16 protein-coding genes are annotated in these 15964 nt (G+C 42.8%); 6 read left to right on the top strand and 10 right to left on the bottom strand.

Going from position 1 to position 15964, the window contains the following annotated elements; all coding sequences use genetic code 11:
* Position 1: 1 nt before the first annotated feature.
* Entirely contained in the window at positions 2 to 706 is a 705-nt protein-coding gene (gene coxB / locus LQ226_RS09590; RefSeq protein WP_231417676.1) for a cytochrome c oxidase subunit II, read from the bottom strand.
* 193 nt (positions 707 to 899) lie between these two features.
* Here coxB and LQ226_RS09585 point away from each other — a divergent pair, with 193 nt between their 5' ends.
* Entirely contained in the window at positions 900 to 1760 is an 861-nt protein-coding gene (locus LQ226_RS09585; protein ID WP_231417675.1) for an STAS domain-containing protein, read from the top strand.
* A 120-nt stretch (positions 1761 to 1880) separates the two neighbouring features.
* Here the strand turns inward: LQ226_RS09585 and LQ226_RS09580 are convergent, their stop codons facing one another.
* Entirely contained in the window at positions 1881 to 2210 is a 330-nt protein-coding gene (locus LQ226_RS09580) for a phasin family protein (protein ID WP_231417674.1), read from the bottom strand.
* Positions 2203 to 3858, bottom strand: coding sequence for an ABC1 kinase family protein (locus LQ226_RS09575; protein ID WP_231417673.1), 1656 nt, complete (start codon positions 3856 to 3858; stop codon positions 2203 to 2205). Before LQ226_RS09575 ends, LQ226_RS09580 begins: the two co-directional genes overlap by 8 nt.
* Before the next feature lie 171 nt (positions 3859 to 4029).
* On the opposite strand from LQ226_RS09575, the gene LQ226_RS09570 reads away from it, so the two are divergent.
* The 3 genes from LQ226_RS09570 (at position 4030) to LQ226_RS09560 (ending at position 6922) form a co-directional block, all read left to right on the top strand.
* Positions 4030 to 4896, top strand: a complete 867-nt coding sequence (locus tag LQ226_RS09570; RefSeq protein ID WP_231417672.1) for a GNAT family N-acetyltransferase — start codon at positions 4030 to 4032, stop codon at positions 4894 to 4896.
* A 203-nt stretch (positions 4897 to 5099) separates the two neighbouring features.
* On the top strand, positions 5100 to 5861 hold the full coding sequence (locus LQ226_RS09565) for an AraC family transcriptional regulator (RefSeq protein WP_231417671.1): 762 nt from the start codon (positions 5100 to 5102) through the stop codon (positions 5859 to 5861).
* Between the two features lie 191 nt (positions 5862 to 6052).
* Positions 6053 to 6922, top strand: coding sequence for a fructosamine kinase family protein (locus LQ226_RS09560; RefSeq protein ID WP_231417670.1), 870 nt, complete (start codon positions 6053 to 6055; stop codon positions 6920 to 6922).
* Between the two features lie 131 nt (positions 6923 to 7053).
* Here the strand turns inward: LQ226_RS09560 and LQ226_RS09555 are convergent, their stop codons facing one another.
* From LQ226_RS09555 to LQ226_RS09530, 6 genes are all read right to left on the bottom strand, one after another.
* Positions 7054 to 8001, bottom strand: coding sequence for a 5-oxoprolinase subunit C family protein (locus LQ226_RS09555; protein WP_231417669.1), 948 nt, complete (start codon positions 7999 to 8001; stop codon positions 7054 to 7056).
* A gap of 2 nt (positions 8002 to 8003) precedes the next feature.
* Positions 8004 to 8768: a LamB/YcsF family protein gene (locus LQ226_RS09550; protein ID WP_231417668.1), complete on the bottom strand. Its 765-nt coding sequence runs from the start codon at positions 8766 to 8768 to the stop codon at positions 8004 to 8006.
* Between the two features lie 2 nt (positions 8769 to 8770).
* Positions 8771 to 9502, bottom strand: coding sequence for a 5-oxoprolinase subunit PxpB (gene pxpB, locus LQ226_RS09545; RefSeq protein WP_231417667.1), 732 nt, complete (start codon positions 9500 to 9502; stop codon positions 8771 to 8773).
* A 12-nt stretch (positions 9503 to 9514) separates the two neighbouring features.
* A complete protein-coding gene (gene pcp, locus LQ226_RS09540; RefSeq protein ID WP_231417666.1) occupies positions 9515 to 10117 on the bottom strand; it encodes a pyroglutamyl-peptidase I in 603 nt (200 codons plus the stop codon).
* Between the two features lie 156 nt (positions 10118 to 10273).
* On the bottom strand, positions 10274 to 11446 hold the full coding sequence (locus tag LQ226_RS09535) for an MFS transporter (protein ID WP_231417665.1): 1173 nt from the start codon (positions 11444 to 11446) through the stop codon (positions 10274 to 10276).
* Between the two features lie 257 nt (positions 11447 to 11703).
* The gene (locus tag LQ226_RS09530) at positions 11704 to 12675 is read right to left on the bottom strand and encodes a YbgA family protein (RefSeq protein ID WP_231417664.1); all 972 of its coding nucleotides are present in this window, start codon (positions 12673 to 12675) and stop codon (positions 11704 to 11706) included.
* A 284-nt stretch (positions 12676 to 12959) separates the two neighbouring features.
* On the opposite strand from LQ226_RS09530, the gene LQ226_RS09525 reads away from it, so the two are divergent.
* Complete coding sequence (locus LQ226_RS09525; protein WP_231417663.1) at positions 12960 to 14327, top strand: YjiH family protein; 1368 nt, start codon at positions 12960 to 12962, stop codon at positions 14325 to 14327.
* A gap of 470 nt (positions 14328 to 14797) precedes the next feature.
* Here the strand turns inward: LQ226_RS09525 and LQ226_RS09520 are convergent, their stop codons facing one another.
* A complete protein-coding gene (locus tag LQ226_RS09520) occupies positions 14798 to 15460 on the bottom strand; it encodes a type 1 glutamine amidotransferase domain-containing protein (RefSeq protein ID WP_231417662.1) in 663 nt (220 codons plus the stop codon).
* A 188-nt stretch (positions 15461 to 15648) separates the two neighbouring features.
* On the opposite strand from LQ226_RS09520, the gene LQ226_RS09515 reads away from it, so the two are divergent.
* Positions 15649 to 15882 carry a hypothetical protein gene (locus LQ226_RS09515; protein ID WP_231417661.1) on the top strand — a complete coding sequence of 78 codons (234 nt, stop codon included), beginning with the start codon at positions 15649 to 15651 and terminating at the stop codon, positions 15880 to 15882.
* The last annotated feature ends 82 nt before the right edge of the window (positions 15883 to 15964 follow it).

Here is a 15964-nt window from a genome sequence, read left to right as displayed (position 1 = left end):
TTTACTCAATTTTCTCCTTCATTTCTTCTAACCACTGTTGGTACTCGCCTTGTTCCATAACGGTTGTCGTGAACCTCATCTGCGCATGTTCACGCCCGCAAAACTCCGCACATTTCCCTTGATAGGTTCCCGTTTCCTCTGGAGTCACAATCATTCTCCTTGTCTTCCCGGGAATAAGATCCTTCTTTCCCCCAAGCTTTGGGATCCAAAAAGAGTGAATCACATCTTCAGAACGAAGCGTGAACTCAACCGGACGATCAACCGGTAACCTCAGGTCGTTCACAGCTTCAACACCATTCTCGTACGAAAAAGTCCAACTGAATTGACGACCGGTCACTTCAATTTGGACGGCATCTGTTGGTGTCGCTTCTATTTGTGCGGACTGTTCGAACGTAATGGATACCGTCGGAACAGCTAATATCGCTAATAATATAAAAGGAAGCACCGTCCAAGTAATCTCAAGCCACGGACTCCCTTTATCGTCTGGAGGTATGTAATCTTTATTTTGCTCATTTTGCTTATACTTTGATATAAACCAGATAAATAGAATGATAACGATTGCAAATACAATCATCATAAGAGCGAAACTAAATTGGATTAAGAAAGACTGATCTCTAGCCGTCTCACTTTTTGGATCTAATACTCTCAAGTTACACCCTGTCAAAAACACGATGCATGAAATCACTAGTAATTTAAGCTTCTGCATTGATTCTCCTCACTTTCCCCGGCAGATGGTGATTTCTTACTCTATATCCCTCTCTTAACCGTATGAAACTAAAGATTACTAAATTGTGTAAAACTTCCTTCGCGTAATGGGGCATCATGAATTTACTTCTTTTTTTAAAATGCTTATAATGATTTTTAGAAAATGGAATTTAAATGGAGGATTGAAGTAGACTATGACACACTCACATTATTACTCTTTCTTTCAAGAACAATTACAAACCCACTCCTCTACGATTGCTTCTTCTATTCTAGAACTGCTAGAGAAGCATTATCCAAAGGAGTATAGTGGGCTAGCTGAAAACGATCAGAAAGATATGCTTTCCTTTCTAGAGAAAGTTGTCACGATGATTGGAAACAATATTGTGGAGAAGGAAGATTCTACTCAGAAGGCTACGGATTTAGGGGAGAACATTGGTGAAGCTGTGGCGAAACGTCAGGGCATTCTATCAGATTATATCTCTAAACTGAGCCTATATAAGGAAGCGATTTGGACTTTCGTGGAAGGCCAAATGCAAGGGCGAAATGAGTCATTCAAAGAGCTAATGGACATTGTGAATCGCATTGATACGTTATTTAATTACATGGTTCATGGCTTTACACTGGCTTTCTCAAAAGTCGAGCAGCGCAAGTTACATGATTATGAAGAAAAGTACTTGAAATTATCCACGCCGATCGTCCCTATCATGGATCACGTAGCAATCTTACCAATTATTGGCGAGATTGATGAAAAACGGGCTAATGTCATTATTGAAGAAACGCTAAGAGAAGCTAATGAACTCGATATCGATTGGCTCGTTATTGACTTATCCGGGGTCTACCATGTAGATGACTTGTTTATGAGTCACTTAGAGAAGTTGCTTACTTCCCTCGAGATTCTTGGTCTTAAGCCAGTCCTAACCGGCATGCGCCCTGACTTAAGTATGCGCGCTGTGCAGATGGGTCTTGTCTCTAAAACAAAAGAAGATGTGATTACGAAAGCTACATTGAAACAAGCCGTGGCTATGCTTTATGACCAAACGGCACAACGTTCTTAACTATATTCCACCGCTCCCCCTGGATCAATCTCAGAGGGAGCGGTTTTCTTATAACTGGTAGCAGGCGTTTCAGTACCCATACAAAAAGCTCACCCACTAAGGGATGAGCTTTCAACCGTTTTATTGTTCCTGATCTTCTTCGTCAGTTGAAGATGAGGATTGATGGAGTTGCTCTAGTTTTTGAATGCGTTCTTCTAAAGCATGGTATTCTTCTTTCGTCACGAAGCCAAGGTCGCGGATTTGCTCGCGGAAATAGGCTTCTGTTTGAGCGTTCCATTTTTCATTTTGCGCTTCGCCTCTTTCACGAAATTCGCGCATCGCTTCCTTCGCCTCTGAAGGACTTATCTGACCCTTTTCCACCATTTCATTATAGACTTTTTCAACTTTCTCTTTTCCATTCAGTGCAGCACCAATGCCGATTAAAAACCCTTTCTTTAGTAGATCACTCACCCTTATTCCTCCTATCTTTTGTTGTAACCTTAATGGTTCTGAAATGCACCGAGGCTACGAGTACAAATGCAACAAAACCCGTTGCCCCTGTCGCCAGACCGATGTACAGATACAATGATTCCAGATTCCGGAAGCTATATAATGCAAATCCTCCTCCTCCAATGAAAAGGAAAAAGGATAAAAACGCATAAAAGAAGTAATAGTGATGAAACATTTGACGTTGTTGCTTTCTCTCTTCAAAGGCCCTTTGTCTCGGGGCATCTGTTAAGTATTCATTTAACGATTTAGGTAAGGAAAGAAGCGGTTTAGCTGTATCTTTAATCACTTCTTTATAAAGACTGGCATCTGATTCACCGCCAGATACCCATTGCTTAATAACAGGTTTCCCCCACTTCATGAGGTCGATATCCGGATAGACGGTTGTAAGTACCCCGATCACGATTGATGCTGCTCTACCTAGGAATGCGTAGTCTGCAGGCATTTGGATCGGCTGTTCTTTCACAAATTCTTGCAGGTCTTTCATAATTTGATTGAGAGCTTCCTGGTCAAATTTCTCAAAGTCACCCTGCAAATACATGTCAGCCGTTTCTTTTAATAGACGTTTTACTTTTTGACGATTGGCGTATGGAAGAAGGAAATCCATATCTTCAAGTGCGCCGATTACTTTATCGTAATCGTCCATAATGAACCCCTGTATAATCATACGTATATAACTGGCATCTTCCTTACTAATCTCGCCTACCATTCCGAAGTCGATCATGACAATGGTTCCATCAGACCGGACCATCAGATTCCCTGAATGGGGGTCGGCGTGAAACATGCCATCAGATACTAGCTGTTCAACGAATAAATCGAATACTCGTTTCGCCAGATCCTCCCGTTTTAAGTTATTCTCGCTTATAAAGGACTCATCTGTAATCTTCACACCCTCTATCCATTCCATAACAAGCACACGTCTTGTGGATAGATCTTCATAGTAGTCTGGAACGTATACTCCTTTAAACCCGGAGAATCTTTGCTTAAAGTAAAGGGAATGCTTCAATTCATCTGTGAAATCAAGCTCTTTCCCCATTACGTAGACAAGTTCACGATACAAAGCGCCAAGGTCTGCTTTCTTTCCAATCGATGTTAAGCGACCCAGAAGCCAAAAGACGATCCGAAGGGCTTTGAAATCTGTGTGAAAAATTTTCTCCACTCGGTATCGCTGAATTTTAACGGCTACTTCCTTGCCATTATGGAGCTTTCCTTTATATACCTCTCCAATGGATGCAGATGCGACAGGCTCATCTCCAATTTCCTTAAGGTGCTTGGAAACGTCGCCTCCCCATTCTTCCTCTAAAATCGCTTTTGATTTCTCAAATGGAACAGGTTCGACCCTGTCCACTAATCCTTCTAACTCCTTTAGAAACACAGGGGGCAGGAGGTCAGCGCGGGTGCTTAAGAACTGCCCAAATTTAATGAGCAAACCCTCAAGCATTAGTGCTTTCTGGCGATATTCTTTCGCTTGCTTCACCAGAAGGCGTTGCCATTTATCCCTCGTTCGTTCATCCCAAATGCGATGGACGCGTTGAAACCAGAATAATTGCCAGAAGAATTTCAAAGCCATTCCTACGATGATTGTAATTCGATAAAGTGCATGATACCTCAAGTGCATCCATTCCCCCTCTCGTCTCTCTATGGTATTTGTACCCTTTTTTTACACACACAATCCTCTCGTTTTGGGAGAATGTATGTAATTTGGTATGGTTGAGTAAGACCATGGGAATGATGTTCCCCATACCAAAAGGACACAAAACGTAAAGAAAAGGTTGAGATCATAATGGATATTCAAGTATTAAAAGAAGACCACCTTGCTTTTGTTAGCCACTGGTTAGCCCAGTTAAATGATAAGGACGACCATTATATCGCCTGGCTGGAATCGGAGCCAGAAGCGATCAAGGCTCAATTATATCCTTTGATCCATTCCGAGAATCCTCACGCCTTTGTAGCCTTTGAACAAAGTGAAATGGTAGGGTTTATTGGGCTCGAGCCGTTTGAAGAGGAAACGGTAGGACGCTTGCTTGGACCATTTGCCTATGGTGAACATGCACCTCACACGATTGAAGAACTCTGGAATACAGCCCTCTCTTACTGGAAGGGGATCTATTCTCAGGTTAAGGTCGCCTTTTTCGAACAAAACCGCCCTCTTGTCCAATTTTGTGAGGGGGAAGGATTCCAATTATACAATCGGGAGAAGAATTTAATCTTGCCCAGACAGAATTATAAACAAGCCCCTCTCAGTCCATCCGTGGTTCCTTACGAGGGATCATTTGAGAAACTCGAGGAACTGCACCCTAGTGCAGCCTTCTTTAACGCAGCAGAGATGACCCACCTGATTCAGGATCCCCACTTTTCATTATGGTGCTATAAAGAAAAGGACCAGATGAAAGGGTATCTCTTCTTTGAACAAATCGAAGGGATGGATGAAGGTGAAATTTGCTTCTTACAAGTGGAAGACACAGAGCAAGGGCAAGGGATCGGATCGGCTTTAATTCAATACGCTTGTCATCATGCCTTCCAAGAGGCTGAGCTATCCATTGTGACCGTCCCTGTCCGCGCTAGCAATCCTCATGCAGAGCGATTGTATAAAGACTTTGGTTTCACAGAACACACGACAATCGTTGCCTATTCTAAAGAGGTAACGTAAACCAACTAGGAAGGAGCCGCTTGGAAGCTAATCCTTAAGCACTCTAAGCGGCTTCTTCCAGAATCTTTCGAGCCTTTATTCCCTGAATAAAAAGATTAAATTTTCCAATTTTACAAAAAATATTCGAAAACGCCTTGATTTTGTTGCGAAATCGCTTACAATTATATTAAAATCGTTAAAAAACTAGATTTGTAGGTGACATAATGAGTACGTCTATTAAACAGGCAACAATTGAACAGTTTATGAAAGTTCGCTTACAGAATCGCAACCATGATTACTTACATCCATCTTATTTGATGGAACGCCAACTACTTGTCGCTGTCTCACAAGGGGACCAGGAAAAAGCCCATCAACTCTTACATTCTATAAATGAAGAACGAGCGATCATTTCACCAAACCCGACATTGCGTTCCGTTAAGAATGTTCTCGTAAGTTCTTGTACCCTCTTTACCCGTACAATTATTCATAGCGGGGTACAGCCGGAAGACGCTTTCGAATTAAGTGATCACTACGTCGAGCTCATTGAAAGAACCGATGACGTGGAGCAACTTTTTCAGCTTGAACGAGAGATGCTCAAGCAGTTTATTGAGCGTCTAAACAAAGAAGAAACGCTCCCCTACAGTAAAGTCGTTAATCAGGCGATCGCCTTTATTCACGATCGCATTTTAGAAGATCTTACGCTCGACTCGATTGCACAGAATAGTTTGGTCAGTCCAAGTTATTTATCACACCTATTTAAGAAAGAAGTAGGCGTCTCGGTCGTCCAGTATATTAATCAGAAGCGGATTGAGGAATCCAAATACTTTCTTCTTCACACCACTACTCCTATATCCGATATTGCCACCCTCTTTCAATTTTGCAACCAAAGCTACTACACCTCACTATTCAAAAAGTACACAAGCGTTACTCCGAAAGAATTCAGAGAGTCTCATTCTAAAGTGGGACAGGAAACTGCGCTGTCTTAATTGATGTATAGACAGTTTACGAAAGGACCCTTGGCCCACACGTGCCTTAAGGGTCTTTTTTTGTGTGGTTCTTTATTGTTGATCTAAGTATCGAGCTCTTGAAAAACCTATTGTTATCGAAGATTATGGTTAGAAAAATTCGATTCCAGGATATACGATAATAGATAACAACCTTTCTAGGAGTGAATAGGATGAATAAAGCCATTCAAAACGCATTAGAATCAATGGGGGATTCTTCCTCCATCCAAAAATCTAAGTCGATTTCGGGCGGAGATATTAACGACGCTCTTTATATTCAAACGAAGGAAGAAGAATATTTCGTAAAGGTCAACCAACAGGTTCCGGAACACTTCTTCCGTGTTGAAGCGAAGGGGCTTTCTTTAATACGGGATACAAAAGCCATCCGTGTACCAGAAGTCTACTATTATGATGAACCCCGCGAGAACGAACAGGCCGTTCTGATTATGGAGTGGATCAAAGGACAAAAGGAAAAAGACACAGAAGAACAGCTAGGGCGGGGAGTTGCTAAGATGCATCAGGCCTATGGTGAGCAATTCGGATTCGAAGAGGATACCTTTATCGGTTCACTTCCCCAACCCAATCAATTTGTAAGTGATTGGACCACCTACTATCATGACTACCGCCTCGTTCCGCAATTCAATATGGCAGCTGAACGAGGAGAATTGCCTCTTGAGCGGAAGACTCGCTTAAAGAAAGTGATGGAGCGTTTGCCACAGTGGCTGAACCATGATGTAAAGCCCTCCTTGCTCCACGGAGATTTATGGGGCGGGAATTGGATGAGCGGACCAAATGGAGAACCTGTTTTAATCGATCCATCTGTTTTCTACGGGGACCATGCATTTGAACTGGCCTTCACAGAAGTGTTTGGAGGCTATTCAGAAGCCTTTTACCGTGCTTACGAGGAAGAACTCTCTTTACCGGAGAATTACGAAGACATCAAGCCACTCTACCAATTATACTATTTACTCGCTCATCTTAACCTATTCGGAGAAGCCTACGCCGGAAGCGTCGACCGCATCCTCAAACGTTACGTAGGCTAATCACTTTATTGCTTTAAAGGGAGGACGGGTGTCTGACACGCTTCATCCCTTCACAGCAGTGAATGGTGTCTGGCACGCGCTGTTGCTTTAGAGCACTAAAAAGACGCAGGCTGATTAGGCCTGCGTCTTCTTTATTTAGATGGGATGTAGTGAGCTTCTTTCTGTAAAGATGATAGAAAAGCTTGTAGGTCGACCGAGAGTTTTCTGGCTTCTTCATAGGAGACTCTATGAAAACGGATTGTTCCACCAGGGGGGAGCTGAGCTACTTTCCATAAATCAGCTCGGACAATGTTTCCGATCGTCACATATCCTCCTGTCGTTTGACTGTCAGCCATTAAGACAACAGGTAAGCCACTTGAAGGCACCTGAATCGTGCCAAAGGTAACCGCTTCAGAGATAATGTCGCCTGTGTTATGGAACTTCAAGGCTTCTCCGTCTAACTGTATCCCCATGCGATCTCCCGTTGAAACGTTATATGGATTGTGAAAGAACGCTTCTACACTACTTTCCTCCAAGTAAGATTCATGATGACTTACGACGACCCTGACATCTACCTCTTTATCGTAGGAAGGGCGCTTATCATGACTTAACCCGATCCTTTTACGAACGACCGTATTTGAACGACTATACAACGTATCTCCCGAGTGGATAGTACGTCCCATTTGACCCCGTTCATAAACCGATTGACTGCCTAGAATCATTTCTGAGTCCAGGCCTCCTTGCACTGCTATGTAAGCTCTCACCCCTTCCACTGGGCCTTTAAACGTAAGGGGAGCTCCCTTTTTCCATAAGAACGTGGACCATAGAGGGGCTTTTCTTCCATTTAGCTTAGCATCTAAATTCGCCCCCGTTATAGCTACTACATGATCGCGGGAAGCTCGGAATGTCGCCCCTCCCATCGTCACTTCAATACACGCAGCATCGAGTGGATTTCCTACTAAACCATTTCCAATTTGAAGCGCTATTTTATCCATGGCACCAGAGATAGGTACACCGTATTGCTGATACCCAAACCTTCCCATGTCCTGGATGCTCGTTACGATTCCTGCTTTCTCTACTGTACATAATGGATAGGACACGTCTATGATCCACCCACTTTACAGACATCAATATCTTTCTTCTTTAATAAATCTTTTATATGCTTGGCATGCTTGTAGGCTGAATCTCCGTCTCCATGAAAACAAATCGTATCTGCTTCAAGGGATATTGTCCTCCCATCAAGAGAAGAGGTTGTTCCATCTTGAATAATAGAAAGAACCTGTTTCTCAATCTCCTCTAGGCTTGTCAGGACAGAGCCTTTCTCCGATCGCGGGGAAAGATACCCTTCTGAGGTGTAAGCACGGTCTGCAAATGCTTCTCTGGCAACAGTTAACCCCATCTTCTCCCCTGCATGAACAAGCTCACTATTGCTTAATCCAAACAAAATTAATTTTGATTCAAAATCATACACCGCTCTAGCAATGCTTTCTGCCATGTCCTTATCCTTTGATGCCATATTATAAAGCGCACCATGGGGCTTTACATGCTGCAGCTGAACTCCTTTAACCCGGCATACCCCAGCAATAGCACCAAGCTGGTAAGTCATTAAGTTATAAACCTCGGACGGACTCACTTTAAACTCTCGACGTCCGAAACCAAATAAATCTTGAAAACCAGGATGAGCTCCAACAGCTACCCCTTCTAATCGGGCTTGTTCAATCGTCTCTGCTAGTACATTGTAATCCCCTGCATGGAATCCACAAGCTACATTGGCTGAGGTAATGACTTTCATTAGCTGTTGATCTTCTCCAACTTGGAAGGCGCCGTAACTTTCTCCAAGATCTGCATTTATATCAATGTGCGTCATGTCTACGCCTCCTTGTTTATGATTTCAATGGTATAGGACCCGTTATGAATCCGTTTTAGTATATCTTCGTACTCTTCTTTTGGAACCGGTCGGAAACGGATGTAATCTCCCATTGCGATTAAGAAAGGTTCTTCCCGTGTAAAATCAACGATGGGAACGGGCGTTTGCCCAATAATATTCCAACCTCCTGGTGAAGCAACTGGGTACACCCCTGTCTGACTCCCCGCAATTCCGACTGATCCAGCCTCAACACGGGCGCGAGGCTTCTCTAAACGAGGCGTCGCTATCCGCTCGTCCATTCCGCCAAGGTAAGGGAACCCTGGTAAAAAGCCAATCATATAGGTCAGGTAGTCTCTTGAAGAGTGAAGATCAATGACGTCTTCTACTGAAAGGTTGTTCTCCTTTGCAACTTGTTGCAAATCTTCCCCTTCTTGCCCCCCGTAATAGGTTGGTAGAGTTACTACCTTAGAAGAACTGCTGTGATCTTCTTCATTAGCCGCTTCCCATATGTATTCTAGCTTCTGTCTCATTTGTTGGAACGAAACAAGCTTTTCATTAAAGTAAACGGTTAAGACGGTATAACTAGGCACAATATCGGTGATCGGATCAAACGCATGGCGCTTGATCGATTGATAGAGCTTTAATATGCGCTCATGAATTTCTTGTGAAATATGATTTGGAAATACAACCTTTATTCCGTTTTCTCCAAATGGTACGTACTGAATATCTCTCATCTTCATCACCTGCTATTCTAAACTATCAATGCATGTTTTAATACCTTCAAGCAAATCACGATGGGACCAACTTGGAATTCTTTTATGTTGAATAGCTAATTCGTGGGAAGCAGGAATGTGAATGAACCCTGCCTTCGTATTCAACTGATGAGACTGTATATAAAACAAAGCTCTGTACATCACATTGTTACACAAATACGTACCCGCTGTATTTGAAATATCTGCCGGTAGTTCTTGTTCGGCTAATCGATTGACCATGTTACGAATCGGTAGGGTTGAAAAAATCGCATCTGGTCCCCCCTCTTCAATCCATTCATCGCGAGGAACCCTCCCAGAATTGTCAGCATCTCCATCGTTACAATTGATCGCGACTCTTTCTGGGGTAATCTTATACCGACCACCTGCTAGCCCAAGGGAAATAACAGTATCTGGTTTTGTTTCTTCAATATGCTGAACAAGTTGTTCACCAGACCGGCCAAACTCTACCGTTAATATCTTTCCTACTATTGTATAACCATTGATTATTTGTCCGTCTAACTCTTCGACAATCTTCATTGTTGGGTTAACCGGAAAGTCCAAAAAAGGCTCGAAGCCTGTTAAAAGAAGTTTCTTCATTGTTGCCGTACCTCCTCATGTATGGAATAAACCACTCACTACCCTATTCCATATCCCCATAAAAAAATCCTGCCACCTATCCCATGCCTTTATCTCTCTACCATAACAACGCGTGCCAGACACCCTTTATCTCACTAAAGGGTGTCTGGCACGATGTTAGGTTGATTGGTTGGATTTCTTTGTATCCATAAAGAATGTGGTTAAGGTCATGAGTGCTAGGAAGACAAGAACGACACTAAAGCCGCCTGTTTTACCGAACACTTCTGAGGCAACTCCGACGATATACCCTGCAATACCGCCGCCAATACCTGCAGCAATATAAATTAACCCAAGAGCTGATCCGCCTGTTTTGGAAATAGATGTACCAAATGCGGTACCCGTCGGGAATAAGGTTGAGAAGAAGAACCCTGCACCTGCGAATAAGTAAGGAAAACTATTGGCGTAAAGGAAGCTGATCCCAATCATGACAACCGCCCCGACAGAAAAGGCGATTAAAATGGTGCGCTCATTTAACCAATTGGTGAGGTAAGCCACCCCTAAACGTCCAATCATAAAGAAGACTGAGAACAAGGATAGGATCCCCGCAACCATATCTTCCTTTTCAGCATTTGATAGTCCTCCTAAATCAAGCCCCTTCAAATAAGACGGGAAGAAGTTCGTAAAGGAGACTTCCGCTGATACTTCAAGCATTAAGAAGACCATTAAGAAGACAAATTGTGCGTCTTTCAACATCGGTATGAAAGCTTTAATATCAACTTTCTCTGCACGACCATCCGGGAAGTTTGTAGAGGTTACATATATGATTACAGCCACTAAGCTTGCTGCGATACCAATATAAAAATATCTCCAGGATGCGAATTGGAATAAGTAATTTAAGAACTGCGGAAAGACGACCATCCCAAGTCCATAAACGCCCATAGCCAAGTTAAACATTCGGTTTTGTTTATCCGGATAAGCGGATGGAATAATTGCATTTGATGCGACACCAAGGGAACCAAGCCCAAAGCCAACAATCATGTAGAACCCTAAAAAGAACGTTATGTTAGGTGCAAACCCTGTTCCAAGGAAACCAATACCCATGACGATCGAGCCGATGATCGTCATAATGCGAAGGCCCTTCTTATCGGTATAATACCCAATGAGTAAACTTGCTAATGTAAAACCAAGCTGAAATATAAATACGACTAATCCAAACTGACTCATATCAAGACCAAGGTCTTTCTCAACCTGATCAAGTACAATCCCCTTTGTATTCGTTACACCACCAGATATAAACTGAGTGAACATCAAGATCACGAGGGCGTGTATACTCTTTCCTTTTGTTGACATTGTTCTGACCTCCAACTATTCCACTATAGTTTTAATGTGTGATTCTGCAGAATTGATTCCCAGCCAAACCCTCACTAAAACTTACAAAAACAATGACAACGTTTACCTAAACAAAAAATTACTCTTTAGCCAACTAAAGGGTGCCAGACACGCGGTTACTCTTTAACGCGTGACCGTACAAACGGGTGTCTCACACCCTTTACTCTTTTACAGCAAAAAAGAGCGCTGGAGGTGAATATTCCAGGGCTCTTTATGCTTTACGTATAGGCTCTTCCTTTACCGGAGTCGCTGATTTCTACGAGGTCTTCCGGATAGGGTTGGAAATATGTTTGGCTTAGGAGGTACTCATCATCGAAGCGAATAACCCAAGACTTTAATATGCCGAGGATGGTGCTGAGAGGAATTTTTTCCTCATAGTATTTGTCCAGCTCCTCGAGGAAATAACGCTTTTCTTGTCTTGTGAGTTCGTTCTTGAAGTACCCCATAATATGCTGGCATACGTTTACGTTTGATTTTCGACTTGGTGCTCTCCTTAGCATCCAGCCTAGTTTCTCTTCGTAGGAATCTAACACCTCTTCCATTGAGAGCTGATTATGATTCGCCACAATCCTTCCCATATCCTTCAATGTGGTCTGGTTGTAAGACATGAATAAGTATTTGTTCTCAGAATGGAAAGCGACTAATTTCTTCATAGACGGAGATTCTTTCATTTCCCGAAAGGCCGCAAAGGTAAAAAGCTTCGTGAAGAAATGCTCCCTAATCCGGAAATTCTTTAATCGCCCTTCTTCCTCGATCGCCAGGGCTTCATGTTCTGACAGGACTTCTTGTGCGAATAACCCTTTAGTCTTCCCAACGACAGGCGACTTCTCTATTTTGTCGTACACTTTTACGTCTTGAATTCCACAAGTAGGGGACCGATTCTTCAGTAAAAACCCATCCACATCGGGTAAAGAATTTAGAAATCCTTTCGCAAAATGAGTCATCGATTCTGTTAGATCATCTCCGCTAGAAGGTTGTACTAAGCGCTCTTCATCCCCCTTTCGAACGATGCGAATCACATCGCGGGGGACGCCAAGACCTATTTCCATTTCGGGGCATACTGGTATAAAGGTTACATAAGGCATCAACCGCTGAACGACTTTATCCGGTATTCGTTCGCCGTTATACCGTACATCATCAAATTCTAGACATTTACTTACGACCAATTTAGGCGTTGCAAACGTTCGCATATCGAATCCCTCATTTTTAGAAATAATGTATGTTCATTGTAGGCTCCATTCCCGTTAGTTTCGAATTTCAATAGTTTTTATTCTTTCCCTGAACCGATTGTTTCATCACTCATCCTTAAGAAAGATGATTCCTATCGACTACGTGTCATGCATAAAACTAGTTAGGTTTTCGCATATCTATTCACTTCCATAAATTTTTATTAGCATTTTTATATTACATGTATTAAAATGAATTCTGTTGTATTTTTATGTCGGAAATTCTGTACACCAGGAGGGTTAGTCCCATGAATTCAAATAATAAATTTCCATTTAAACCAAAGAATCATCTTCTGTTTATTCTTCCATCCCTCATTGGGATTGTATTATTTATGACACCAATGAAATTCGAAGATAGCATTACGATTCCTATTGCATTCTTCGCATCGAAATTACAAGAGGCCTTACAAGCTCAACTGCCCGCGATTATGACTATTATTATTACATTGACTGCTGGCCTTACTCTTTTGGCTAAGCTGACAAACGGGCAAGTGGTGAAGAAATCACCGTTCTTCACAGGTCTTCTGTTCGTTCCATGGTCCTGGACGCTGATTCGGGTCGTCGGCGCTGTATTTGCCATTATGACGTTTTATAAATTAGGACCTGAAGAAGTTTACTCCAGTGCAACAGGCGGACTCTTATTAGGTGGAGAAGATAGTTTGCTTCACATCCTATTTACGGTCTTCCTCTTTGCGGGAATGTTTTTACCACTGCTGTTAAACTTCGGACTGCTTGAATTCTTCGGAATTATGCTAACGAAAGTCATGCGTCCCCTCTTTACGTTACCTGGTCGTTCTTCGATTGATTCCCTGGCCTCATGGCTTGGGGACGGGACAATCGGCGTCTTGTTAACAAGTAAACAGTATGAGGAAGGACACTATACGAAACGTGAAGCTGCGGTAGTCGGAACCACTTTCTCAGTCGTATCGATTACATTTACGCTTGTGGTTATTGACCAAGTAAAACTTGCTGACATGTTCGTACCGTTCTATGCCACCGTCCTTTTGGCTGGTGTCGTAGCTGCGATTATCATGCCACGCATTCCGCCCCTTTCAAGAAAAGAAGACTCTTATGTAAGTGGTGAGGAGAAAAAGCCTGAGCCTGGAACGCCAAAAGGCTATAACGCTTTTTCTTGGGGATATTACAAAGCTGTCGAACGAACGAAACAAGCCCCAAGCTTACCTCAGTTTCTGAAACAAGGAACTCAAAACATTTTAGACATGTGGATGGGGGTTGCCCCGATTATTATGGCGATCGGTACAGTCACACTGATTATCGCTGAACACACTCCGTTCTTCTCGTGGATCGGGATGCCATTTATTCCACTGCTCGAGCTATTCCAAATTCCAGAAGCAGCAGCGGCTTCAGAAACGATCCTGGTTGGATTCGCCGATATGTTCCTCCCAGCTTTAATGGGAAGCACGATCGAAAGTGAGATGACTCGCTTTATCATTGCGGCTCTATCGGTTACACAACTTATTTATATGTCTGAAGTTGGTGGTGTGGTATTAGGGTCTAAGATTCCGATTAACTTTAAAGAGTTATTTATTCTCTTTATTGAACGTACCCTGATTACACTTCCTGTAATTACAATCGTCGCGCACTTCTTATTCTAATACCAGCCCCGCAAGTGTTGATACTTGCGGGGCTTTTTTATTGTTCCCCTCTTAAGGTGAACCATTTAAGTGTAGATGCAACACTCTACTTCCTAATATGGCATGTTTCCGTTTTTTCATTTATGGCAAAGGTGGTTCGGGAAATTGCGAGACTCCTGCGGCAGTAGGAGCCTAGGGGAGACCCCACAGAGAGCGCAAGCGAACGAGGAGGCTTCCCAGCTCGCCGCGGAAAGCGAGTGATTTCCCGAACCACCTTCCGCTCAGACTAATGCTAACGGAAACATTCTCACTTTCCGGTGCTCCATATTAGAGCCTTATATGGAAGGCGTTTAAAATCAACAATCAACTTTAACAAAACTATTCATTAAAGTAAGACCCCATGAAAAAAGACAGAGGAAAACTCCCCTGCCTTTATCTATAAAACGTATCCCCTGAGAGGCTTTTCCTGTCATTGGGTTACGGTTTACACATTATTGTCCGAGCTTTTGAACGACTTTTCGAGCCGCTGCTAAACTGGATTGTGGATTCTGGCCTGTAACAAGATTTCCATCCGCTTCTACATGTTCGGTATAGTTCGGTTCAGCCATAAAGTTTGCTCCGATCTCTGTTAGACGCGTTTCTAGCAAGAAAGGCACCTTTTCATCAAGTCCTTGGTCTTTCTCTTCCGCATTCGTGAAAGCAGTTATTCGTTTTCCATCAATGAACGGCTTTCCATTCTGGTTCGTTACCCCAACGAAGGCTGCGGTGCCGTGACAGACGGAACCGATAACTTTATCTTGTTCAAAGAAAGGCTGCAGGGCTTTCTTGATCGCTTCGTTATCTGGGAAGTCAACCATGGTTCCGTGCCCGCCTGGTAAGAAGACGCCGTCATATTCCTCAGTGTTCAAATCACTTAGAACAGCTGTATCCTTAAGAGGCTCCATAACCCCTTCCCATTCGTCTGGCTCTTCCCCAGAAATACTATGTGGATCAATTGGGATTTCGCCACCAGCAACGCTTGCTACGGTCACGTCATATCCTGCTTGTGTAAATTCCATAAAGGGTTCAGCAAACTCTGATAGCCATAAGCCTGTCTGATGATCTTCATCTAACCGACCTGCATTGGTTACGATCATTAACATTTTCTTTGCCATTTTTACACACTCCTTTAATTCAACACGCTTAAACGAATCTCTACTTGTTTTCTTATCACTAAATGAGTGAACTTAAACCTCTAGGCACCTTTCTAATAGGTTTAAGACTCATAGAAATGGGAAGGTAAAACGTAATCACCCAGCCAAACTCACATTACCTATATCAAAAGAAAAGGAGAGTTGAACAGTTGACACACAAACGCCCGTATTCTGTTCATCGCAGACATTTAATCGTATTCTTTCAAACCCAAGAGTGGGTAAAAAACTGGCGCGGTGCCAGTAAACCGAATATCCAGACCCTTTCCCTTTTCACTGGATATTCTGAAGAAAGCATCATTGAATCTATGGAGTTCGGGCATCCGTCTCTGATTGAGAAGAAACCAGAATTCCGTAATTTCGTTAGAAGCACAGCAAGAGTTTGATGAGAGTTTATGGCTTGGGTAACTGTCTGATTCTTTGACCTTCATGCAACAGGCAGGCATAGAAAAGAGGCGCTTGGATTCA

Origin of the sequence: Pontibacillus sp. HN14 (assembly GCF_021129245.1) — a bacterium.
Taxonomy (GTDB): domain Bacteria; phylum Bacillota; class Bacilli; order Bacillales; family BH030062; genus Pontibacillus.
This window is presented reverse-complemented; position numbering and strand designations above follow the sequence as displayed.